Here is a 23,102-nt window from a genome sequence, read left to right on the forward strand (position 1 = left end):
GATCTATCTCCCTTCACTGTTATTTATGTACTCCCATAAACAGAGTGATTCGTTCCAACTCCAGCCTGAAAGAGAGATCGTTCCGGTCCGTTGAGGCCATCCAAGCTTGATTCGATCTTGTACATCACGCCAGTCAGGTACACCGCTTACAGCATCTGCTTTCTCCACATTGCAAGCCCCAACGCCTACTGCACCGATCAGAACCTCTTCAACCGTCAGCCCTTTCAGAAGCCCCGCCAAAAATCCGGCAATCGTGCAGTCACCCGCTCCCGTTGTTCCAACCGCGTCTACTTGGAAGCAAGGTGCAAGCAGCTCTTTCCCGAGCCAGTTCTTGATCATCTTTTCGATGGGCGCACAAGTTCCCATGGAGAGAAGTCGCCCCGGGTCGGATGACGTCTTCATATATAATCCGAACTCTCCAAGCTTCAGAGCGACTACGGCCGCTCCCATTTCTAGCAATTCATTGGCAAGCTGCGACAACAGCGAACCATCCGCATACGGTAACAACTCCTCCGTACCCTGTTCAAGCTGTATCTGACGGTAACGGTCTGGCTTCAGCATATACAGAATTTCTTCAAAGCTGGGTAAAAACACATCCACAAATGGAAGCGTTTTCTCCAGTATCATTCTCCAATCGGCGCGTCCTGCCGCCGTTGAAGGATCAGGCTTCGCCAAGTCAAGCGATACCGTCAATCCTCTCGCCTTGACGCCTGACAGAAGTCGGACAAGATCGTCACCTTGATGCGCATACATGTTTCGCATCAGAGGCGGATAGCCGAAATGAAACAGCCTAACGCCTTCTAGGCCTGCCAAGTCCACGTCACTCGCCTGAAAGGTGTCATTCGCTCCCGTACAATGAAGGAAAATACGGTCCACCCCAGGCGGACTAATGACGATGGTGTACGAGCTTTGCTCATCTGGAGAAACGATCATCCCTTCCGTTAGATGCTCTCCATATCCCCGTAAGTTCCCCAAGATGGCCTGCCCGAATAAGTCATCTCCGACTTTACCCATCAGATTGACTTGAAGACCAAGTCTATGCAACGCAAGACCCGTGTTAGAGACCGCCCCACCGGTGGCGATTAGTGCTGATCCGATTTCAACTAGTTTACCAGGCACAAGAAACTCATCGATGCCATTCTTCTTTCCATGAATGGCCGGAATGATATCCAGACAAATATGTCCGGCAACCACGACATCTGCCGATCGTCTTTTCAACTTAGGTCCCCCAGTCTATCGTCACCGTTTCTCCACTTCTCTCTGATTCGAGTGCTGCCGTAAAGATACGATGGCTGTCTGCTGCTTCCTCCGGTGTGACGCAACCAAAAGGCTGCTGCATGCTCGCTCCATGTGTAAGCTCATCACAGAATGCCGCCCACATTTGCAGAATCGAATCGGAGAAACCAAATTCAAAAATTCCTCCAGTAATCGTACTATAGGCAGATTTATAAGGTACATCTACCACATGCCAAGCTTGCTGTCCTCCCGGTTGATACGGCATAGAAGCAACCTGCTTCGGATTTTTAGTTGTAAACTCTGCAGATAACGCTGTACCTTGAATACGGATAAACCAAGTATTTGCATGGCCTGGTGCAATTCGTTTGGTAGACAGGATCATCGGGAACTGTTCGTTAGCCAGCTTCACATCACATGCGAGAATCGCATTGTCCCATGTTTCGCAAGGCGCGGATCCTCCCTTTCCATCAGGACGCTCATGAACGATTTTGGATAGAAGCGCCCGTACGTTCTTGGGCTTCCAACCGAATCGGAGCGGCAGATGCAGCACGTGCATGCCGAGATCACCCATACATCCGTATTCACCGTTTGTATTGATTCTTCTCTTCCAATTGATCGGCTTCGTCGGATCCAGGTCGCTCGAGTGCCAGAAACCAGCTTCCACCTCTATGATTTTCCCGAATTTCCCCTCATTCACCCATTTCATGATCTGTTGGGCCCCTGGGAAAAAAGGGAATTCCGAAGAGCAGCGGACGATGACAGTTGGATTCTCATTAATTGCTGCTTGAATAGCTGCATTCGCTTGTTGGTCGATGCCGAACGGCTTCTCGCCTAAGAGATGCTTGCCTGCCCGAATGATGTCGACATACATGTGCTCATGTAAATTATGAGGTACAGCACAATAAATAGCCTCCACTGTCGGATCATCCAATAGCTTCTTATAATCTGTATAAGCGGTTTCCACACTCGGGACATGATCGAGGAACCATTGAGAAGCAGCTGAGTTTGCGTCACATACCGCCACAATCCGGGGTTCAAAATCAACGTCCGTCAGTTGACACCAACGCGCAGCGCTGCTTGCGAACTCTTTGCCCATTAAGCCGCAGCCGATAATACCAAAACGAATTATTCTTCTTTCCACTATTCGCCTGCCCCCTTCAGAATGCTTAGCGCTTGCTCCGCCGTTGCGCCATGATGCACAATACTCATTAAAGCTGCTGTCATCTCAGCAGGTTTCGGGTGTTGAATGACATTACGCCCATAGACGATGCCTGAAGCACCCTGCTCCATCAATTCCACCGTACGCAATACGATTTCCTCATCGCTCGCCCTACCACCACCGCGCACAAGCACTGGAATGCCAGAGGCGACTTCAATCACCCGGTGATATTCTGAAACGTCATCGCATGGGTCTGCTTTTACCACATCGGCTCCCAACTCAACGGCCTGGCGAACAAGCGGCATAATTTTGTGAATATTACCATCGACCATATAACCGCCTTTTGCTTCATTCGGAAGCATGACCAGTGGTTCAACCATCAATGGCATCCCATATTTTTCACTTTCCATTTTCAAAAGGGCGATGTTCCGCACACACTGATGATGCAATTCCGGTTGACCTGGAAGAAGCAGCAAATTGACACAAACAGCGACGGCATCCAAACGTACAGCTTGCTCAATCGCCCTGTCGATCAATTCGCTGAACACAAATTTCGGCAGCTCTGTGCCATAAATATTGGCTGCATCCGTTCGCAGGACGAGTCCCGGCTTCTGTTTCCCAGGGATCTCTTGCAGCAAGTGAGCTTGCCCAGTACTTAGCTGTATGCAGTCCGGATTTGCTTTGACAATCGTTTCAATGGCCTGTTTCATGTTCTCAATGCCTGTTAAGAAGGAAAATTCATTAAAAAAACCGTGATCCACAGCAACATCGAAACATTTCCCCTGATCACTGAACATGCGGTTGATACGTGGCAATCGAGACATCGCACTCACTCCTAATTGTTATTAACGAACATTTTATTATTCTTTTTAAACATATTTTAGGAAAAATTAGACCGTACGTCAATCTATTTATTCTTATTTCTATGCACTATTGTTTGAAAAAACATTTATTTTCACGAAAGGCTATTCAATGCTTGATCTAAGTCACTTATCAGCGAATCTACCGACTCCAGCCCGACTGAGATCCTTAGCAATCCACGCGGAATACCGGTCACTTGAGAGGCTTCCTCACTGATTCCTACGCCTGGATCGATAATTAGACTTTCAAATCCACCCCAGCTAGGGCCAAGCTCGAAATAATGGAGCTTCGGGATCATCTCCCGAATGGCTTGCTCATTAGCGCGCGGAAGGAAGCTTATTAATCCCGTGTACCCGGTAAACAGCTTTCTCCCAAGCTCATACTGCGGATGACTTTTAAGACCAGGATAATACACGCGTTCCACTTTCGGATGGCTTTCAAGAAACTCCGCAATTTTCATGGCACTTTCTTGATGCTGTCTCATACGGACAGGCAGGGTGCGCATTCCCCTCAATAGAAGCCACGACTGATGCGGATCCATACAGGATCCGAACAACGCCCGTTCCTCATGCGTGATTTTCTCCATATCATCTCCTCGTCCGATCGCAACACCCCCAATAATGTCGCTGTGACCGCCCAAATATTTCGATGCCGAATGAACGACCATATCGATACCGAAGCGCAGCGGGTTGCAAAATAAAGGGGTCGCCCATGTACTGTCAATAATGGTTCCGATGCCATTCGCCTTGGCCAATTGAGCTATCGCCTCCAAATCCTGAAGTACAAACAAGTGGGAAGAAGGACTTTCCAAATAGATCAACTTGGTATTCGGTCGAATGGCTTGCTCGAACTCTTCTAATCGATCTCCAGTCACGAAAGTCGTCTCTACCCCGAACTTCGCCAAGTAAGAGCTCAGAAACTCCCGTGTCGGGCCGTATGCGCTCCGTATGCAAATCACATGAGCCCCTGCAGAAACATATCTCATAATCGACGCCGAAATCGCTCCCATACCGGAAGAGAAACATCTAGCGGCCTCTCCTTCCTCTAGGGCGGCTATTTTCCTCTCTACTACCTCGGTAGTTGGATTTCCTATTCGGGTATACACGTAACCGTGATCTTTCTGTTTTCTAGTGAACAGGGAATTTTGAAAAATTGGAGGTACAATCGCACCCAAATATCGATCATAATCATCTCCCAGATGCATTAACATATCTTCTTTCGTCATCGTCACATTCATCTCCCTGATGTATAAATTGTTTTAACTAACTTTCCATCCATTGCATAATGGCAGCTGCTTCGTCTGCTTCCACGGCAGCTTTACATGCTTGCAGGACATCGTTAGCTGTCATAATCGCCGGCCGTCCTTCAATGCGATTTAGGAAGTCTTCACTTAGCGATAATGGAACTGTGTCCGGCTCTATTGTCCTTGCTGGCATCTCGTTCGTCACCTGGATAAATAATGGCCCCTTCTCCACAATCGGGTCTCCCTCCAGACGCAGCTCCACGCAGCCTTTCGTACCGGTCACATAGATGCGCCCGTCTCCCCAAGTCCAACTAGCTTCAGGCGTGTGCCAATCCGTATATAGCTGTGCGGTAATTCCTCCGCTGAGAAGCACTTGCAGAGATGCAGCGTCCAAAAACGTCGGATATTCCGGCAGTATGCGTTTGCTTTTCCAGCCATGAACCGAAGTTACCTCTTCTCCTGTCAGCCATCGAAGCAAGTCAAAATCGTGGATGAGAAGATCAATAATCGGTCCTCCGTTACGAGCTTTATCAAAAAACCAAGCTGGCCTGCCCGAAGCGCGCAATCTATGCGGCTTGCGCATCTGAATATGGATGATCTTGCCTAGCTCTCCTTGCCGAATAGCCTCTCTAAGCGCAAACAGTTCCGGACGAAATCGCTCCGTCAGCATCATACCGACTTGTATATGTCCCCGGCGGATGACTTCGGCAAGCCGATTGAGCCCAGCTGAGTTAACGACAGCTGGCTTATCCACCATCACATGCCGACCATGTCTTTCGCAGAGCTCAATGATATCGATTTTGTCTTGGTTGACAGCAGCGCTGCCTACAATGGAACCGCTCACGCTAAGCAGCTTCTCTGGATCGTCGAATAGCGTGACACCATACCGATCAGCCAGCCTGCTTGCCATCGCGGTATCTTCTCCATCATAAATACCCGCACAAGGGTGCCCCAAATCGTTCATTTCCTCAATAAATTGGGCGATATGCATATGCTGGCAGCCTAAAATGCAAAAAGGTTCCTGTTTCATCCACAACTCTCCTCGCAAACGCGTTATGCTTCTTTCCATTCATTTCGCCCCTTGTTATAATTATGGAACACTTCATTAACCTACTTAGACGAACGGAGTAAGCCGCTATGAAATTCTTAAAGATGGCAAGAGCATTACCCATTCGCACCAAATTGAATGTATTAATCCTCTTGTTTCTATGCCTGCCGTTTATCTCTCTCGGGGTAATCTGGTATGAAAAAACAACAGAAAATATCGAAACGAACGCTGTCCATTCCAGCCAACAGCTTATTACTCAAATCAATAATCAATTGGACAATTATTTCATCGACTTGGAACGGATCACGTTTCCCGTTATCACGCATCCGCTCATCCTGAAATTCATGCAGCTGCCAGCGGATGAGCAATATGATCGGTTTATCATCACCCGTGATATCGAAAAACAAGTACTGCCGAATTTCATGTTCGGCCGCCCGGATCTAAAAGGTTTCTCCGTCGCGACGGCAAATGGCGTTGTCAGTTATGGCGGCGTTTCCCCCAAGAGCGACTATATGAAGTTATTCCAACAATATGCGGATGCAACATCCTTCCGAATTGTCGGCATCCGCAATCCTGATAATTCGCCCGTGCTGACCGTTGTCCGCACATTTCGCGATGCTGCCAATTACAAGTCACTTGGTATGTTGGTGATGGATCTAAACATGAACCAGATTATGAACATTCTGGCAAAGGTTCAACTTGGACAAACCGGCTATATTTGGATTGCAGACAACAATGCTCAAATTCTGTATCATCCGGACCTCAGCTATCAGGGCAAGCCGGTAGATTCCAAGCTGATGGAGCGATTCCACGAGAGTCAGGAAGGCTATTTCTTAAAAAATACCGATGCAGGAAAAACACTAGTCATTTTCCATCGTTCTCCTTATACGAACTGGACAATGGTATCTGAAGTCCCGCTGCGGGAGCTGATCAGCAACCTGATCGATCTCCGAAATATAACACTGTGGATTGCCTTTTTCGTTATCTTGTTCGTAATGGCCGCGTTAGCAGGATTTTCCTTTAACCTAACTCGATCGCTTTCTGTTCTCCAGCGGTTAATGAAAAATGCGGAGCAGGGGAATTTGGCTATCCAAGCCCCCGAGCACCGAGAGGACGAAATTGGAAGCCTATACCGCAGCTTCAACAAGATGGTTAGGGAAATACGCAGACTAATCGAAGTCGTGCATTCTTCCAAGCTCAAGGAGAAAGATCTGCAGCTTAAGCAGCGAGAAGCTATGATGCAGGCGATGCAATCGCAGATCAACCCGCATTTTCTCTATAACACGCTCGAAGCCATTAACTCCTACGCCGTTGTGGAAGGCGTGCTACCTATTAGCAACATGGCAACCTCTCTCGCAGATTTGTTCCGCTATAGCGTAGGCAGCTCCCAGCAAATCGTCAGTCTCAAAGAGGAATTGGATCACGTCAATACGTATTTGAACATCCAAAACGAGCGATATCCCTACTTAACATTCGATTGCGGGATCGAAGCACGAACGGCATCAAACGTACAAGCTGTTCGCTTAATCATTCAGCCCTTGATCGAGAATTCGATCGTCCATGGGTATGAACGCCATAAACTTCGCCCGACCTCTATCAGCGTTTCTTCCGAGCAGTTGGAGAATTACTGTCTGCTGCGGATTACCGACCAGGGTCAAGGCATGGATGCAAAGCTATGCGAGACATATAACCAAATTTTCGAAGGTTCCCTCGCTGGCGAAGAGACAGAGCTTTCCTTTCATCACATCGGATTGCTGAATGTCCATCACCGCATTCGATTGACTTATAATGAGCCCTACGGACTTTATATAGAGAAATCAGATACGACAGGCACTGTCATTCAAGTTAGACTGCCTTATAAGGAGGGTTCACAACATGTATCAAGTCATCACGATTGACGACGAGCCGATGGTCAAAAAAATGCTTGGCAAGCTGATTGACGCAACAGGCCGCTTCAAGGTCGTTGCAGAAGCGGAAGACGGCCAGGAGGCTCTTCGGCTCATCGAACAGCACGCTCCTGATCTGATTTTGACCGATATTCGCATGCCGATTATGGATGGTCTTGAATTGCTGCAGGAACTGCATAAGCGGAACCAAAAGCCTAAAGTAGTCATCCTCTCTGGCTATGACGATTTTACCTTTGCCCAACAAGCGATTCGGTATGGGGTCTCTGAATATTTACTGAAGCCCATCCGGCCGGCTTCACTTCAAGAAACGCTTGATCGCATTTTCACTAGCTTAGAGCAAGAAAAATTATCTTTGTCCGACCGTGGTCGCTGGATTCTATTAGTCAAAGAGCATGCTGAATCTATGAACGAGAACGTCTGGATTCTGAATGATGATGCCGTAATAAGCGATCTTAAGAAATTCCAAACAACTCTTGAGCTGGAAGCAACGGAAGACTCGCAGATACGAACTGCCTATTTCGAACTGCTTTGCCATATCGACGCAAGATTGAGCGAAAAAGGAATTCGGATGTTCGATGACGGTGCGGATGACCCCATTCCGGTCAAAACGGAAGAGCTGTTCAACCATACATGCTCCCTCCTGGCGTCGGCTTTTCAGCAAATTCGCCAGTCCCGTAATTGGGGCAGTCATCAAGGCATCCAACGCGCGGTGGACTACATCAAACAAAATTATACGTCGGAGGCCTTTTCCATGCAGGAGGTCGCGGATTATATTCAGATGTCTCCCGCTTACTTCAGTCGTTCCTTTAAGGAAGAGATCGGGGTCTCCTTCATCCATTATCTGACCCAGCTGCGAATTGATATGGCTAAGGACATGTTAAGTGATCCCGCATGCAAGACAATCAACATTCCTCATGCCATCGGTTATGCAGACTATCCCCATTTTGCTAAAGTATTCAAAAAGAATTGTGGACTAACCCCCACCGAATACCGAAAAAGGCTGGGCATCCAATAGCAACGAACCGAGCAGAGAAGATCCCCCTCTGGGCCTTCTCTGCTCGGTTATTTTTGTACGATCAAACCTCAAGCGTATGGCATCCGCCTGCGGCAACTGTTATGTCAAAGCTGTGGCCATTCGCTAGGGTGATTGTGCAGGTAACCGCATGCTCACCTTCGTTCAATAAGATCATGTTGCCATCGGCAATGGTCATGTCAAGCAACACTTTTGCAGTCAAATCGACAGACAGCTGACAAACCGCTCTGCGATAGAGGGAAGAAAAGGAGGATACATGGCCATGCCAGAAATACGCTTCCCCTCTCATGGTTTGCCTGCCTTCATAGATATTTAGTGCCATGCCTGCAACGATGCGTTTTTTCGCAATCGTACGCACCGCATCTACACGGAAGTTGGCAGCGACGATACAGTCCTCGGTCTCCACAACGATCGTTTCGTCATTCGTTTCTAACTGAACCGTTTGACTGCTTGCGACTTCTGTCTGGGCCGCCGTATGGTTCGGCATCGAGACCACGATGAATGGCTCCCGTGTCTGCCCTTCCGTTAGCTGCATGGAACCAATATCATTGAGGACGAGTATGTCTTCTACGCCCTTCCATTTCAGATATTCATGCTTATTGATATATTTGACGCCATGTCCGCCGATGATAACGTAGCCGATATAATCATCTACATTTACGTAGGCAGCACTTCCATACGTTTCAACCTGATTGGGCTCCTGCCCATAGAAGCCCCGGAACTGGTCGGCACCGCCCGGATAATATAAAGTGCGCGTGCCGGGGGCTAGCTCTGGCATGGCTGCATAATTCTCATTGCGGATACCAATGATGCCAGTTTGCGCATGCTGAATTGTCACATTCTTTAACGCTTCGAAACGCTCGATGTATACCGTACTGCCGTTTGGCAGTGATAGAAACGCCGCATGCTGCAGCAGTTCCCTAGCACCTCTGGCAATCGTCACTGTTGCTGCGAAGCCATCATGGTAAGGTAGAATGCTTTCCCGCTCCACATCACGGATGATCGACTCGTTACTCAGGCCTTTAATCCCCTTCTTCTCGGCAAACTCTACCGTACCTGTGTAGCTCGCATAAAGCGGGGTTACCTGCCATAAGCCTTTGGAAGGCAATGTTAGCGCCATGACATTGTTACGCCATGTAAAGCTCGCAAAGGAATCCTTGCGACGGTGTACGATCGAGTTACCATAAGGGTAGGTATATACCCCCAACAACCGATTGGTCATTTCCTCAGTATTGCTTGGCTCTGCGCCAGGGCCTCCAAAGAGGTATATCAAATAGGAGCAAAGCAGATCGACCGCTGAGCCGTGCTCCAAGTCTCTGGCAAACTGCGCGTGTGCTTTATTGATGATACATTCTTCCCCGCGTTCTTCTAGCAAGCAACCGCGTGAATTGCTGGCTTGTATGCGTTCAATTGAATCGAGTGAACCTCTTACCAGATTAGCAGCATCCCGATTGCCATGAATGACATTCAGGATCGTATGCGTCAGCTGGCGCTCGTGCTGCCGATTATACCACCAGTCTTGACCTTGCACTGGAACGGCTAAGCCATCGAACTGCGCCCAAATTTTAATTGTACGCTCATACAACTTCTCGTTGTTGTGTACAGCCTCACTGAGAATTTCTTGACCCGCGGTTAGTGACATTAAAGCAAAGATTCCGCGTAGATTGGTCCCTGCGCACAAATAGCTTGGATGAACGAAAGCATGGTTTTCCGCTGTCATGTCAGGATGGAACGTCACCGTTCGCACCAGATTTCCAACAGGATTATCAATTAAACCAGACGGGTCAGCGAGCCTGTCCTTGTAGGTGGTGACGGAGTTTACCGCCCACAGGCGGAATCCATGCTTCCACTGTGCGTGATGCGGATGATCGGGAAACAGTGCAACCGCCGCTCCGATCCCTGCCGCTGTCCATCCGTTTTCCTCGCATTGCGTATCATAATAAACGCCATTACGGGGTTCGTCGACTGACCATTGATCGGCGTAGCTGGAAACAACATTTTGCACGAGCATCTTCGTCTCTATGTCCAAGTCATCCCACAGCATCCAAGCAGCGTAGGCAAAGAAAGCGATGGAGCGGCCGTTTTGGCTAGCCATGAAGAAGCTATCGCCTTGACCTCCCCACTTTTTCCCGCTCGTGTAAGGCAGCACGCCTTCTACTCGGACACAATCCTCTGGACCCGTATCATGCGTAAATCCAATATATCGAATCGCTTTGATGGCACGTTCTTTCAAAAGATTCCGGGAAATCCCCGTTGCCTGCTCATCATATTCGCCTAGCTTGGCAAGCACCGCGTAAACAAGCGAGTTTTGGGCCGAGTCGGATTGGTACCAGAAAGTTCCTCCGAAGAAATGACCGCTGTTCGGACGTACATCCCAGTCCTGGAAATGCTCGTTAGCAAAGGGCAGCCATTTCAACAAAATGGCATAGATACGGCGCGACATGTCATTTTCTTGAGCTAAATCCCAACGGATAGGAGCAATGCGCCATATATCTGTTGATGGAGTGTAGGTAATCATGCGCTTATCACTTCCTGAGCCATTAAAATGACTTTCTTGCACGCTACGCCGTAAAGCTCCCTGATCTCGCCGCTTGAGCTATCCAAGCTGTCCGAGCTGCTCGATCCGTCGGCGATTCCATTCATCACTGGCACCCAAGCAACAACACGGCCACCTTCGACCGGCACGTTATCCGTAATCGGATAACCGTCTGCCGTCAATCCGGAAATGGCGACCTTGCGGCGAGCCCGCACCCAGCGGTTGATTTCTTCATTCGTCCAGAAGACAAACCCTCGCTTGCGTGCTTCGTCTACAACATAACGGAACGCATCCCGCACCACTTCTTGGTGGTAGATGTGGAATTGATGGAACAAGAAATGCGCAACACCTTGCACCTTGGCCACTTGTTCCAGAATCGGAATGACGATGCTGCGGTCACCCCACTTTTTCAATTCCAAATCCGGTGTCAGAAACCCGACCTCCATCACGTTGTATACCCGATTTTTCTCGTCAGAAAGCGCAATTGGAAAGAACGGCTGACACGTTCCAAATGCGAATCCAAGGTTGCCCTTCTTGCTGCCGCCACGGCTTTGGTCCGATTCGATGCCGCAGCTTTCGCACCATTGGAACAGCTCTCCCCAGCCTTCTATGCGGGTAAGATGGTTCTTATTCGTTGGCACTTGCTTCATGCCTGTTGCCTCTTGGAACCATTCGAATTGCCGGCGGAATTCTTCTGCGCTCCAATAGCCGTTGTCTACATCTACAGCGTTGTAGTGCAGCGCCAGCTCATGTCCGTCTGCTTCAATCTGCTTGTATAAGCCTTTACTATAGCCCGGCTCCAACATACACCAGGTAGAACGGACCCCGGTTTCCTTCAAAATATCTAGCGTAGCAACGGCATGCTCGTCAAAGTTATAGTCGCTGTCATGCGAAATGTGAGCCACCTGCTCCGTACCTTCCGGCCAATAGCCGAGAAACGGTAGCGCCAAGCCTTTTTCTGCTGTGCGTCGAAGCAAATGCCCGACCAATTCGTCACGCCACATGTCGGCATAGGGGTGATGAAACAACGGGATTCCCGTTTCCGTTGCGACCCGGTCGTACTCGTAATCAAGCTCGATCACATCATCTGCCTTCAGCACGCCATCGTTCACCAGGGCAGTTCCATCCGCAGATGGCGGCCCATCCTCGATAACGGGCTTGCTTCCTTGCTGAAGCTGGACAATGGTATTCACGACATCTACGGAATAACGCTCCAAGCTTCCTTGTCCAATGCTGAATTGCTGTAGGGCAGGTCCATAACCGTCGCCGCTTGGCGAGCTTTTGCAAATGGTTCCGATGTTCTGGACGTTTGCTGGCTCCTCCATCGCGTTATTCGTTACGACCCAAGGCACCGCATCCAGAAAACGAAGCGGTCTGTCGCTATGCGGGAGGTGAGCGTACCCTGCACCTGTCCCCATACCTTTGTGATACCCTAATTTCTTCGCAAGATCGTTCGTACCGGCAAAGGAAACGACGATGCCGCCTCTTTCCATGTAACGCCAAAGCAGCGCTGCATGCTCGGCAGTTTCATCCACGGCTGCAACCAGAATCACATCACATGGATAATGATCTGTTATGCTCTTGACCGAGTGAATCCAATGAAATGGAATTCCGCGATGCGTCAAGATTTCCCCCAGATAACGATTAAATACGTTTATGTTATATCGCCACCGTTTTTCAGCAGCAGCCTGATCCAGTAAAATACCAATTCGCGCCATTTTCATCGCAGCAGTTCCCCCATTCGCAAGCTCACTTGCAAGCCTGTACGTTAGTCAAACGATCTCAACACTTTATTTACGGCCGTCGCAATGTCGTGCATCGCCTTCTCATCCGCCAACAATACATTCTGATGCAGCCACATCGCTTCCTTGTTGCACGCTCGTTCGCTGACTGGACAAGCATATTGCCGATGCTCGGATTCTCCTGCCCATTTGGCAATCTCCTCAAGGATTGCTTTGTTCTTGTTTAAGGAAACGTACCCCGCATGCATGGGAATCCCTTCTCCATTCAATCGACGAATCATTTCATTCTTATCGATGCGGTTCGCGAGCTCCGGTTTCAAGAACAGTAAGTGCAAATGCTGGGCGTGACGGTTAACGCGCGGATCGCGTTTAACCGTCAGAATACCCTCGATCGGGGACAGCAGCTCATTTAGCAGCTTTGCATTGCGTTCCCGCAGGGCAAACTGCGCTTCGAAACGGCTCAACTGCCCAAGTAATACAGCTGCCTGGAATTCGGTCATACGCAAGTTCCAGCCGACAGCCTCGTGCTGATACCAACCGCCTTGCTTGATACGGCCCACATTCACAAGCGACCATGCTTTGGCAGCAAGCTCGTCGTCATTGGTTAAGATAATGCCGCCTTCTCCCGCCGTCACGTTCTTGCCCGACTGGAAGCTAAACGTGCCCAAGTCTCCTAGAGCACCAACACGCCTGCCGTCCCACTCAGCTCCTACTCCTTGCGCGGAGTCCTCGATCAGACGCAAGCCATGACGGCTCGCAATCTCCTTCAATCGAGTCATGTCCGCCGAAGCCCCTGCTAAATGCACAGCGATGATCGCCTTTGTCTTCGGTGTGATTGCTGCTTCGACTTTATCAGGGTCAATCAATAGCGTATCCGGTTCTACGTCCACAATGACGGGAATGGCTCCAAAGATGAGTGCTGATGACGCCGTGGCAATGAACGTGTATGCCGGCAGAATGACTTCATCGCCCGGTTGCACACCTGCTGCCTGCAGCGCAATGGTAATCCCGATCGTTCCGTTCACCACCGTAATGGCATGCTTCGCGCCATGCATGTCGGCGAACTGCCTTTCGAGTTCAGGCAGTTTCGGTTCTAGACCTGGAACGTTGGATTTACCCGTTCCCCCCCACTTCTGCGAATGCAGTACCTCTAGCAACAGCTTCTCTTCTTCTTGGCCATAGATCGGCCAAACTGGGAATGGATCTGTACGAACAGGCGTCCCGCCGTTTACTGCTAATTGGGCAACCGTCAATTTATCCATCGCTTCTCACTCCTATTCCTATTCCATTAAGTTCTCATCGACCAGCGTTCGATCCGTCACATTCAATCGCAATGTTTTAATTTCAAATCGACCCAAGCGTATCTCTTGATTTATGCCAAGAGATGGGATCGAAACGTTCGTCAACCGTTCCTCTCCAGATGGCTCATACAAGCGTACAATGTAATCGTTAGTCATTTCTGCTTTCTTAAAAGCCGTCATCTGTATCGACGGATCACTCAAGCTGATTAATGGAGCAGGCGCCTTGCCTTCTCCTGATGGGAAATAGGTTAACGCATAAGGCTTCTCATTAAGTGCTAGCGCTTCTCGATCTAGTTGAGGCAGACGTTCTTCCCACGTCCCTGCATTAAACCAAAACGTGAAACGGCGCTCCCCTTGATCGATTCGTGGCGAAAAGCGGTCCTTCGGTAATGTATAGGGCATTTTGCCTCCCGGAAGCGCCGAATAGCCAGGCGAACGAAGCAAAGTCAGGCGCAGTTCGCCATCGTGGATACTGGAGCCATACGTTCCGTCATTCACGACGGACAGAGATGCACCCGTAGCCCCATCAACTACAGCGACCCATTTTTGAGCGACTGCTTCCCTGCCGTTAGCCGGCAGTTCGTCTACACCGTAAGCCACTTGGCCGTAATATTGCGGCTGCTTGAACGTTGTCGGCACAGACAGCTTGAGCATTTTTGCCTTCTCGTTCCAATGAACTGTAAGATCAACCTTCACTTCCGTACCCAGCTTAGGCAAATAGTAACGTTGGCAGATGAAGGAGTCTTTGTAAGCAAACACCGCTTCAATCACACTTCGTACTTCGCCGTCTTCAATCACGCGAACCGAAGCAATCGGCTTGCCCGGAATGCCTGAATAGCGGGAGCCTTTCGCTTGAGACATGAGCTTAAATTCTCCGATGACATCCGGGAAGCTTTGCGTTTGACTGCCCCATGAATCGTCATAATCCTTCACCACAACTGGCTTGAACGCATTCGGTTGTAACATGGAGACACCATCCGCTGTGTACGAATCAATGAATCCTGTATCGCAGTTAATAACAACCTCCAGCCGATCCGTCTTAAAAACAATCAACCCATTCACCGCTTGGAGTGTCGGCTTGGGTTTCTCCGGCAGAAATTCGACTGTACAATCAAACCGATTCATCTGACCAGGCTCAAGCTCTGCATAAAATACGGCACGTTTCCGCCAATCCACGTAAAGACTGCTAATTTCCTTTTCAACCTGACTCGGGATTCTTTGTCCTTGTATATGCACTACCGGAACCGCGAATTGTCCTTTCGACGCAGCCGGCAACTGAAATTCACATTCAAAAATGCCTTTCACCTTATAGGGGTGGGGATTATAAACAAAAATCGGAACCTCGCCTTCTGCGGCTTTCTGTTGACCGCCCGTCAAGGCAAAGAAAGCGCGAGCTTTCAATCGAGACAAAATTTCCAAACCGTGATCCATTAAGCGAATAGCCGCTTCTTCCACGGGTTGAACTGAAGTACCCGGCAATATATCATGAAATTCTGCAATCATTAAATCAACGGTAGCTTCATGAATGTCCTTTTGCGGATAAGGGCCATAACCCTGGAGCGCGTAAGAGGACATCATTTTTTCAACAAAAAACAACTCATTTTCAAGTTTGCGATGTTTTTGCTTTATCATAATTTGGGACGTATAGCACCCAACTGCCCAAGGATTCAAATCCTTCTCGTACGTCGGAAGCTCTTTCCCGCTCGCTTTCAGCTCTGCAAAATAGTCTTCTGGCGTGGAGTGGATCAGATCGAACGCTTCTGTCCTCTCTTTTAGCTCCTTCAGATTGTTCAAATCAATCCGGGAAGGTCCACCTCCGTGGTTCCCTATACCCCACAATACAAGTCCTTCCGACTTGTCTGGATGATCCTGCATCCAGCCTTCAACCTTCACATGCGCCTTGCCGCGCCCTGACAAATAAGCTTTATAAGCACGATGAACGGTAACTTCGGAACCGTCATGACCAATCCAACGGAATTCCTCCCCTGGTAAAGAACAGTCGTTCTGATCAGGCCGACAAACGATATAAGAATCAAAGCCTGCCTTGCTCATAATTTGCACGAGTCCGCGCGTATGACCGAACGGATCGAAATTAATAGCCGTCGTCGGCACTTTGCCGAACTTCTCTTTGAAGTACACGCGCCCTAGCAGCATCTGCCTAACGAACGATTCTCCGCTTGGCATATTGCAATCCGGCTGCAGATACCAGCCACCCATAATGTGCCACTTGCCCTCGGACACCAGCTTCTGAATGCGTTTAAATAGCGCCGGATCGTATTCTTCAATCCATTTATATAGAATGACTTCGTTATGGTTAAAAATGAATCCGCCATATTCTTCGCAGAAATCAGCCGCGATTCGGAAGGTGGACAGCGCTTCTCCCGCTCCTTCTTCAATCTCCCATAGCCAAGCAGGGTCTAAATGAGCGTTACACAGTAAGTGAAGTTTTCTCATGGTAATCTCCTTGTTTTTTAGAAAACCCCCACTGGGACAGCGGGGGTTCATGTGTATTATTTTTTATTTTTGGCTTTGTACCATTCTGTTGCCTCTTTGATCAATTGATCTCCGCCTTGTTTCTTCCAGCTAGCTACGAAATCGTTGAACTTATCCACCGATTCTTTGCCAGTAATGACTTTTGCAGCAAATTCCAGCCACAATCCGTCATAGTTCAGCTCTGGGCGTGTTTTCAAGGTTGGCATGGCAGGGATTTCTAGCGCATCGTCTTGGAAGCTCTCTTTATTTGCCACCTGCAACGATTTCACCGTTTTTTCTCCGCCTGGCTTGTTCTTGATGAAGCTATCATCCGTAAGATGCGGCTTGCCGCCAGTGAAGTGTACCCACTCTTGGAACGTATTCTCTGCTAGGATCTGCTCATTGGTTGTCGGGTAGTTATACTTGATTGCACTGTTTTCTACCTTGTACGTGTCACCTTCAATCCCATACATGAAGAACGTATCTTTGGCTTTATCGTCGGAGTAGAACCAATCTAGGAATTTAATGATGGCTTCAGGGTTTTTAGCACTTTTCGGGATCGTCCATACAAAGTCAGATACCGTGGAACCTAAAGGGTATATCCCACCCGGCTTGCCGTTAGGTCCGACTGGAGAAGGAATGATTTCAACGGCCGCTGTCGGTACATTCGCTTTAATAGCCGTTTCAACAGCACCCGGCGTTACCGCGGATGTAGACCAAATACCTACCGTACCTGCACCTTTAATCTTGGCATCCCAATCTTTGCCTTGAAGCGTAAACACTTCGTTATCCAGCAGCTTCTCTTGATATAGCTTTTGGTACACTTTCAGCGCATCAACCATACCTGGGCGAATAAAATTCGGAACTAATTGATCGTTCTCAAACTTCCAACTTTGCGGCTGCACATCATAGGCAGTGAAAAATTGATAGGCGAAAGCCAACTTCGCGCGTCCCGACATTGGAATTTCATCTTGCTTTCCGTTACCGTTCGGGTCTTTATCGCGGAATGCTTTCATAACCTCGATGTATTCATCCACGGTTTTCGGCACTTGAAGACCCAATTTATCCAACCAGTCTTTGCGGATATAAGTTACCGTGCTGTTCGTAATCGGGTTTTCTTGCGGGATACCATAAATTTTCCCGTCTTTGCTTACGCGAGCAGAATCCCAGGACGCCTTCGGCACTTTCTTTTTCAAATTCGGTCCATACTTATCGATCAAATCATTAAGCGGAAGTAACACGCCAGAATCAATAGCAGGCGCTACTTCAGGACGGTTAATCCCTTTGGTCTGCAGCAAATCAGGCAGTTCGCCGGAAGCAAATAACAACGTCATGCTTTGGTCATAGTTCTCATGAGGGATCAATTGCATTGTCAGATCCGTCTTAGATAATTCTTCTAGTTTCTTTACATACTTGTCGTTATTGATATCCGCCGATCCTTCAACATACTTGGAACCACCAGTCGTTAGCCCCACTTTGAACTTCGCAGGAGCGGCAGGGGCGGCAGATGTTGTTGAAGTCGATGATGTCGATGCAGCTTGTCCTGATTTCGTCTCTTCTTTGGAGGTACAGCCAACCAAACTACTTGCAGCTAATGCCATACAAAGTGCTACTGGCAACACTTTTCTCTTTTCCAAATTAACCTCTCCTTTTTTTATACCATGTTGTTTTATTATTATCCTTTGACCGAACCAAGCATTGAACCTTTAACAAAATGCTTCTGAATCATTGGATATATAATCAGGATGGGGATGGTGGCCACCATGATGGAAGCCATTTTAATGCCTTCTACAGACTGAATGGTTACTGCCGCGCTTTGCAGCATGCTTTCCACGTCACTTTCGACGATCAGCTTGCGAAGCTTTAATTGCAGCGGATACAAGTTAGGATCCCTAATAAACAGAATCGCATTGAAGTAACCATTCCAGTGCCCAACTGCGTAAAACAAACCTATTGTGCTTAGGGAAGGTAAGGAAAGAGGGAGAACGATGCTCCACAATGTCCGATATTCGTTGCACCCGTCGATTTTGGCTGCATCCAGTAATCCTTCCGAAATGTTGCGAAAGAAGGAAATCATGATGATCAAGTTAAACGCACTGATGAGATCGGGTATCATCAAAGACCATAGTGTATCCAACAGACCAAGTGATTTGACTAGCAAATACGACGGAATTAACGGTGCTTGGAAAATCATCGTGAACAATACAAGTAAAACGATGAATTTTCTCCCTTTCAAGTCTTGCTTGGATAGCCCATAAGCCATTAGGCTGGTGAAAATAAGATTGAGCAGCGTACCTACGACCGTAATAAATACGGTAACGCCGAAGGATTTCCAAATCCGCGAGTCATTCAGAACAACTTTATAATTCAAGAATGTAAAATCTGCTGGAAAGATCGTGACTCGTCCTTGAATGATAGCGCCTGCGCTGCTGAACGATCCCGCCATAATATGCAGAAACGGAATGAGCATAGCGATAGATATCAGGACAAGAAACGTATAGTTGAAAACAGTAAACGTCTGGTAAGCGGGCGATTTTCGAACCATGATGTGCTCCTTTCTAGTAGATCGAGCTGTCTGTCGTTTTTTTGCTAACGTAATTCGCTCCGACGATGAGGATGAAGCCAACAACGGATTTGAACAATCCGATGGCTGTCGTATAGCTATATTGTGCCCCTAATAAGCCGACTCTGTAGATGTAAGTATCAAATATTTCCCCAACTTCACGAACAAGCGGGTTAAGAAACATATAAATTTGTTCGAAGCCAAGGTCCAAAATATGACCGATCTGTAACAATAGCAATACCATAATAGTAGGAAGGAGGCTTGGAATCGTAATACTAAACACTTGACGCAATTTCCCTGCCCCGTCTACCTCAGCTGATTCATACATTTCAGGATTGATCCCGCTCAGCGCAGCTAAGTAAATGATCGTCCCCCAGCCAACTTCTTTCCAGATGCCAGAGGAAACGATAATGGTTCGGAAGTAATCCGGCTCCTGTACGAAAATAGTGCGTTCAAAACCAAAGGAAGCTAAAGTATCATTGACAACCCCTGTCAACGAAAGGAAATTAATGACCATACCGCCTACGACTACCCAAGAAAAGAAATGTGGCAGGTACAATAGCGTTTGAATCGTCCGTTTAAAAACTACCTTGCGAACTTCATTCAGCAATAGCGCTAATACGAGCGGTGCTGGAAAAGAGAAGATGAGCCTATACATACTGATCAGGAGTGTGTTTTTGAGTATTTTGTAAAACTCCGGATAGGTGAACAGATTGTCGAAGTGCTTTAAGCCAACGAACTTACTTCCCGTTACCCCCTTAAACACATCATAATCTTGAAATGCGATAATACTGCCGCTAAGAGGAATGTACTTGAATATGATAAAAAACAATACGCCAGGCAAGATCATCGAATAGATCTGCCAATGTTTTAGCATATAACTTTTCTTTTTTGGTATCGCTTTCAAGTCAGATAGAGTTGCCTGTTGCGTAGGTCCATTGATAGCCACTTTCATTTATCCCCTTTCACTGCTTGATCTCTGTTTCCACTATAAAAGTTTGAAGATCAGAAAGACATGTTATTTTTTGACTTGTGTTGTCAATTTTTAACCAACTCGAAAGCGTATTCACCCTCTCACTCATCGTTCCTCGCAATCTCCAAAACAAAAAAGAAGCGGCCGCTTAGCCCCCTCTTTTGCCTATAGAACGCCCCATTTGAACGCTAGGTGTTGGATCATTATTCATATACAGTCAGGAGGCTAATGTCTACGTTTCCCCCATACATACTCCTCCGGTGTCTGGCCAAGTATCGACTTGAAATCCTTAATGAAATGTGACTGATCATGATAGCCAAGGTCCATCGACAGCTTGGCCCAATTGTGCGTATCATTGCCATCCGTGGTCTCTGCCGCGTTTTGAATACGTGCGATTTTGATCACCCACTTCGGGCTGACTCCGACATATTGGTCGAAGAGTCGCTGCAGCGTGCGAATGTTCATTTGAAAATACTCACATATCACATCAACCTTCGTAATATCCGGCTGACCATACACATAATCCACGATCTGGTTAACCAACGTGACCTGTTCATCTTGGGCAGGCAGCTTGGCCCTAATCATGCTCTCAACCAGATTAACGTTCCGCCCATCATCACTGTGACTAAACACTTGTGCCTCCAAGCCGCGCGGATCCGTGTCGAAAATATCTTGAATACGCAATGGATTATTCAACATACTAGACACGTTTTCTTGGACAAAAGGGTAAAAGCCGCCTGGCTTAAATTTCACGCCGAACACACTCCCCTGCCCTTCCAGGTGATGTCCGTACTTCTCTTTGCCAGGACCATAAATAGCCGTTTTACCCGGCTCTACAACGAGATTCACGCAGGGATTAGGAATAACATGCTGTGTATAGGGCTCCTTCCCAACCAAGTCCCACTTGACGACCCAATAATGACGAACGAAAAAGGCGACATCCTCAGCCGGAGCATAGCGACAAAGCTGAAATTTGTGCCCGCCTTGCTGAAAATTTATGATACCCAGGCTAGGCATGGGGGGATTCATGTTTGGATTTGGATTCGCATTCGCAGGCATATCGAACACTCCTTGTCGCGTTTTTACAATACATGGGAATACTAGATGCAATATGATAGGTAGGATCATAGAAGCGAAGGAGTGCGAGCGGTTATGGAGCTGAAGTATGAATTTTATATTGGTGCAAGCACGAAGCAAGTTTGGGATATTCTTATCACACCAGAGGGAACTCGGCAAATTTTGTTTGGCAGCGTGCTGCATTCTACCTTTGAAATTGGCTCTGACTATTCCTATATAGGCCCAGGTCAAGATGGCGATGAGACGGTTCATGTGTATGGCAAAATTTTGGCTTATGAGCCTGAGAAATTACTCAGTTGTACGGAGCATGCTGGTCCTTCCTATCGGGAGAACCATGCTGAGCTCGAATCGCGTATGACAATCACCCTAGATACCGTAGGCAACTGTACGAAATTGACGCTTGTGAACGATCAATGGACGCCAGACCACCCGAGCTTTGAGTCAACAAAGGCCAGCTGGTGGATGATTCTGAGCAATATCAAGACATTAGCGGAGACAGGTAAAACACTCGATTTTGGTTGGTAAGACCTTTAACCTAGAAAGAAATACAGGAGTCCATCTGGACTCCTTTTTACATTGAATACAACCTACAACGGTAGCAGCGCCAACGTCTCTTTACCTTCCAAACCAGCAACCATTGCTTCCCAAGCATGCGGCTTGTTCGCGAGCACCGCATAATACCGTCTCAGGAACTTCGCCACCAACGCCGCACTAATTTCCGTCGCATCTTCATCGGTCGGGAGGAAACAAAGATCCAGCCCCTCAACAGCTTCCCCATTGTTCTCCCAAGATGGATGCACGTAGCCGAAGTCGATCCGCTTATAGCCAAGATGCGACAGCACCTCACGTCGAACGTAAGGATCCATCGGCTTTACGCCGCCGAAAGCATGCCCTTTGATCCGATACGGATCGTAAATTTCAGCGAACATCCCTTGCATAGGCTTACCTGACTCTGACGCCAATCGCTCCAGATCCTGCCATCGTTTTCTTGCAAGAAAACGCCCAATCCCAAGACCTGCCTGGCCAATAATCGTAAAATCCGTCATCGCCACTTGGTCATCCTCATAATAGCGATACTCCGTCGTGCCGACTACCTTGCCTTCATGAACGGCCACAAATACCCGAATCCCTGGATCTTCGAGAGGCTCCCTCCACAAAGAGTATTCGAGTACTTCCTCCGCCGGAAATACCTCTTTCATCAAATCGTGCATCGATCGAAACAGCGGATCCTCAATACTCGTTATGCGTATGAATTCCATAAGCTTAATCACTCCAATTTTTAATATGTAAAAGGGTTCCGCCACTCCATCAACAGCGCATGATTCAGCGATTCCTCATCCTCCAAATAATTCGTAACCACCCCTACTGGCGTCCGACCGCATCGCAGCAAAAAAGTGATCACTGGGTCCTTCATCGTCCCTGCCATGACAGCTGCCGCATAGTCATCGGCACTCATCTTCTCGGCCACCTTATGGTAGCCAGGCATTCGCCCGCCTCCGAGCAACCGAGCCAGCCCCAAATGCACCACGACCTCGTACATCGACTGCATGAGCCACTTGCCGAGACCAAACTTGCGGTACGCCGGCATGATGCACACATCCACAATGTAGAGCGTGTCACCATCTGGACGGTGCGTGCGGATAAACCCATCATCTGTCATCGCCGACCAGCTATGATCGACAGCCCCGGCCATCCGCTCACTACCCACCCGCAGTCCCGTGATCGAGCCGACAATCTGACCCGCCACCTCTACACACAGCGCACCTTCTGGAAAACGGGTGACATGCTCCATGAGCTGCTCCTTCGTCCACCAAAGCTCAGATGGGAATGGCGGGGGGAAGCTCAGCTGCTGAACGCGAATTAATGCATCGAAATCTGCCACTCCATAGCTGCGAATGACTGCCTCCACAGGGGTATCGCCATCAAACACATAGAGATGTTTTCTCATTAG

At 48.3% G+C, this 23,102-nt stretch carries 18 protein-coding genes; 3 read left to right on the plus strand and 15 right to left on the minus strand.

Annotated elements, in window-relative coordinates; translation table 11 throughout:
* Nucleotides 1-3: 3 nt before the first annotated feature.
* The 5 genes from AC58QO_RS19160 to AC58QO_RS19180 all read right to left on the minus strand — a co-directional run bounded on the left by AC58QO_RS19160 (nt 4) and on the right by AC58QO_RS19180 (nt 5,529).
* Complete coding sequence (locus AC58QO_RS19160) at nt 4-1,218, minus strand: carbohydrate kinase family protein (protein ID WP_497268295.1); 1,215 nt, start codon at nt 1,216-1,218, stop codon at nt 4-6.
* 1 nt (nt 1,219) lies between these two features.
* Nucleotides 1,220-2,377, minus strand: a complete 1,158-nt coding sequence (locus AC58QO_RS19165) for a Gfo/Idh/MocA family protein (protein ID WP_497268297.1) — start codon at nt 2,375-2,377, stop codon at nt 1,220-1,222.
* Nucleotides 2,377-3,219, minus strand: a complete 843-nt coding sequence (locus tag AC58QO_RS19170) for a class I fructose-bisphosphate aldolase (protein WP_497268299.1) — start codon at nt 3,217-3,219, stop codon at nt 2,377-2,379. Before AC58QO_RS19170 ends, AC58QO_RS19165 begins: the two co-directional genes overlap by 1 nt.
* A 131-nt stretch (nt 3,220-3,350) precedes the next feature.
* Nucleotides 3,351-4,481, minus strand: coding sequence for a trans-sulfuration enzyme family protein (locus AC58QO_RS19175; RefSeq protein ID WP_497268301.1), 1,131 nt, complete (start codon nt 4,479-4,481; stop codon nt 3,351-3,353).
* A 37-nt stretch (nt 4,482-4,518) separates the two neighbouring features.
* On the minus strand, nt 4,519-5,529 hold the full coding sequence (locus AC58QO_RS19180; protein ID WP_497268302.1) for a Gfo/Idh/MocA family protein: 1,011 nt from the start codon (nt 5,527-5,529) through the stop codon (nt 4,519-4,521).
* A 107-nt stretch (nt 5,530-5,636) separates the two neighbouring features.
* On the opposite strand from AC58QO_RS19180, the gene AC58QO_RS19185 reads away from it, so the two are divergent.
* Together AC58QO_RS19185 and AC58QO_RS19190 are read left to right on the plus strand one after the other, a co-directional pair.
* A complete protein-coding gene (locus AC58QO_RS19185; protein WP_497268304.1) occupies nt 5,637-7,445 on the plus strand; it encodes a sensor histidine kinase in 1,809 nt (602 codons plus the stop codon).
* Nucleotides 7,423-8,469: a response regulator gene (locus AC58QO_RS19190; protein WP_497268305.1), complete on the plus strand. Its 1,047-nt coding sequence runs from the start codon at nt 7,423-7,425 to the stop codon at nt 8,467-8,469. The genes AC58QO_RS19185 and AC58QO_RS19190 overlap by 23 nt, the downstream gene beginning before the upstream one ends.
* Before the next feature lie 61 nt (nt 8,470-8,530).
* Here AC58QO_RS19190 and AC58QO_RS19195 read toward each other — a convergent pair whose 3' ends face one another.
* The 8 genes from AC58QO_RS19195 to AC58QO_RS19230 all read right to left on the minus strand — a co-directional run bounded on the left by AC58QO_RS19195 (nt 8,531) and on the right by AC58QO_RS19230 (nt 21,133).
* Nucleotides 8,531-11,005, minus strand: coding sequence for a hypothetical protein (locus AC58QO_RS19195; RefSeq protein ID WP_497268306.1), 2,475 nt, complete (start codon nt 11,003-11,005; stop codon nt 8,531-8,533).
* Complete coding sequence (locus AC58QO_RS19200; protein ID WP_497268308.1) at nt 11,002-12,747, minus strand: polysaccharide deacetylase family protein; 1,746 nt, start codon at nt 12,745-12,747, stop codon at nt 11,002-11,004. Before AC58QO_RS19200 ends, AC58QO_RS19195 begins: the two co-directional genes overlap by 4 nt.
* Nucleotides 12,748-12,791: 44 nt before the next feature.
* Entirely contained in the window at nt 12,792-14,027 is a 1,236-nt protein-coding gene (locus AC58QO_RS19205; RefSeq protein WP_497268310.1) for a DegT/DnrJ/EryC1/StrS family aminotransferase, read from the minus strand.
* 18 nt (nt 14,028-14,045) lie between these two features.
* Nucleotides 14,046-16,520, minus strand: a complete 2,475-nt coding sequence (locus AC58QO_RS19210; RefSeq protein ID WP_497268312.1) for a glycoside hydrolase family 38 N-terminal domain-containing protein — start codon at nt 16,518-16,520, stop codon at nt 14,046-14,048.
* Between the two features lie 56 nt (nt 16,521-16,576).
* Nucleotides 16,577-18,175, minus strand: a complete 1,599-nt coding sequence (locus AC58QO_RS19215; RefSeq protein ID WP_497268314.1) for an extracellular solute-binding protein — start codon at nt 18,173-18,175, stop codon at nt 16,577-16,579.
* A 38-nt stretch (nt 18,176-18,213) separates the two neighbouring features.
* A complete protein-coding gene (locus AC58QO_RS19220) occupies nt 18,214-19,083 on the minus strand; it encodes a carbohydrate ABC transporter permease (protein ID WP_497268316.1) in 870 nt (289 codons plus the stop codon).
* Nucleotides 19,084-19,096: 13 nt separating this feature from the next.
* Nucleotides 19,097-20,050: an ABC transporter permease gene (locus AC58QO_RS19225; protein ID WP_497268318.1), complete on the minus strand. Its 954-nt coding sequence runs from the start codon at nt 20,048-20,050 to the stop codon at nt 19,097-19,099.
* Nucleotides 20,051-20,299: 249 nt separating this feature from the next.
* Nucleotides 20,300-21,133, minus strand: coding sequence for a DUF6597 domain-containing transcriptional factor (locus tag AC58QO_RS19230; protein ID WP_497268320.1), 834 nt, complete (start codon nt 21,131-21,133; stop codon nt 20,300-20,302).
* 93 nt (nt 21,134-21,226) lie between these two features.
* Between AC58QO_RS19230 and AC58QO_RS19235 the strand changes: the two genes are divergently transcribed.
* Nucleotides 21,227-21,676, plus strand: a complete 450-nt coding sequence (locus AC58QO_RS19235) for an SRPBCC domain-containing protein (RefSeq protein WP_497268322.1) — start codon at nt 21,227-21,229, stop codon at nt 21,674-21,676.
* A 62-nt stretch (nt 21,677-21,738) separates the two neighbouring features.
* Here AC58QO_RS19235 and AC58QO_RS19240 read toward each other — a convergent pair whose 3' ends face one another.
* On the minus strand, nt 21,739-22,410 hold the full coding sequence (locus tag AC58QO_RS19240) for a GNAT family N-acetyltransferase (protein ID WP_497268324.1): 672 nt from the start codon (nt 22,408-22,410) through the stop codon (nt 21,739-21,741).
* 20 nt (nt 22,411-22,430) lie between these two features.
* Nucleotides 22,431-23,099, minus strand: coding sequence for a GNAT family N-acetyltransferase (locus AC58QO_RS19245; RefSeq protein WP_497268326.1), 669 nt, complete (start codon nt 23,097-23,099; stop codon nt 22,431-22,433).
* Between the last annotated feature and the right edge of the window lie 3 nt (nt 23,100-23,102).

Source organism: Paenibacillus sp. J31R30 (assembly GCF_059692115.1).

What these genes read in the sequence shown, in the direction of transcription:
- AC58QO_RS19175 (WP_497268301.1), bottom strand. Translation starts at nt 4,481, where the DNA reads ATGACGAAAGAAGATATGTTAATGCATCTGGGAGATGATTATGATCGA.
- AC58QO_RS19180 (WP_497268302.1), bottom strand. Translation starts at nt 5,529, where the DNA reads ATGAAACAGGAACCTTTTTGCATTTTAGGCTGCCAGCATATGCATATC.
- AC58QO_RS19190 (WP_497268305.1), top strand. Translation starts at nt 7,423, where the DNA reads ATGTATCAAGTCATCACGATTGACGACGAGCCGATGGTCAAAAAAATG.
- AC58QO_RS19230 (WP_497268320.1), bottom strand. Translation starts at nt 21,133, where the DNA reads ATGCCTGCGAATGCGAATCCAAATCCAAACATGAATCCCCCCATGCCT.
- AC58QO_RS19170 (WP_497268299.1), bottom strand. Translation starts at nt 3,219, where the DNA reads ATGTCTCGATTGCCACGTATCAACCGCATGTTCAGTGATCAGGGGAAA.
- AC58QO_RS19240 (WP_497268324.1), bottom strand. Translation starts at nt 22,410, where the DNA reads ATGGAATTCATACGCATAACGAGTATTGAGGATCCGCTGTTTCGATCG.
- AC58QO_RS19200 (WP_497268308.1), bottom strand. Translation starts at nt 12,747, where the DNA reads ATGAAAATGGCGCGAATTGGTATTTTACTGGATCAGGCTGCTGCTGAA.
- AC58QO_RS19220 (WP_497268316.1), bottom strand. Translation starts at nt 19,083, where the DNA reads ATGGTTCGAAAATCGCCCGCTTACCAGACGTTTACTGTTTTCAACTAT.
- AC58QO_RS19245 (WP_497268326.1), bottom strand. Translation starts at nt 23,099, where the DNA reads ATGAGAAAACATCTCTATGTGTTTGATGGCGATACCCCTGTGGAGGCA.
- AC58QO_RS19185 (WP_497268304.1), top strand. Translation starts at nt 5,637, where the DNA reads ATGAAATTCTTAAAGATGGCAAGAGCATTACCCATTCGCACCAAATTG.
- AC58QO_RS19205 (WP_497268310.1), bottom strand. Translation starts at nt 14,027, where the DNA reads ATGGATAAATTGACGGTTGCCCAATTAGCAGTAAACGGCGGGACGCCT.
- AC58QO_RS19195 (WP_497268306.1), bottom strand. Translation starts at nt 11,005, where the DNA reads ATGATTACCTACACTCCATCAACAGATATATGGCGCATTGCTCCTATC.
- AC58QO_RS19235 (WP_497268322.1), top strand. Translation starts at nt 21,227, where the DNA reads ATGGAGCTGAAGTATGAATTTTATATTGGTGCAAGCACGAAGCAAGTT.
- AC58QO_RS19210 (WP_497268312.1), bottom strand. Translation starts at nt 16,520, where the DNA reads ATGAGAAAACTTCACTTACTGTGTAACGCTCATTTAGACCCTGCTTGG.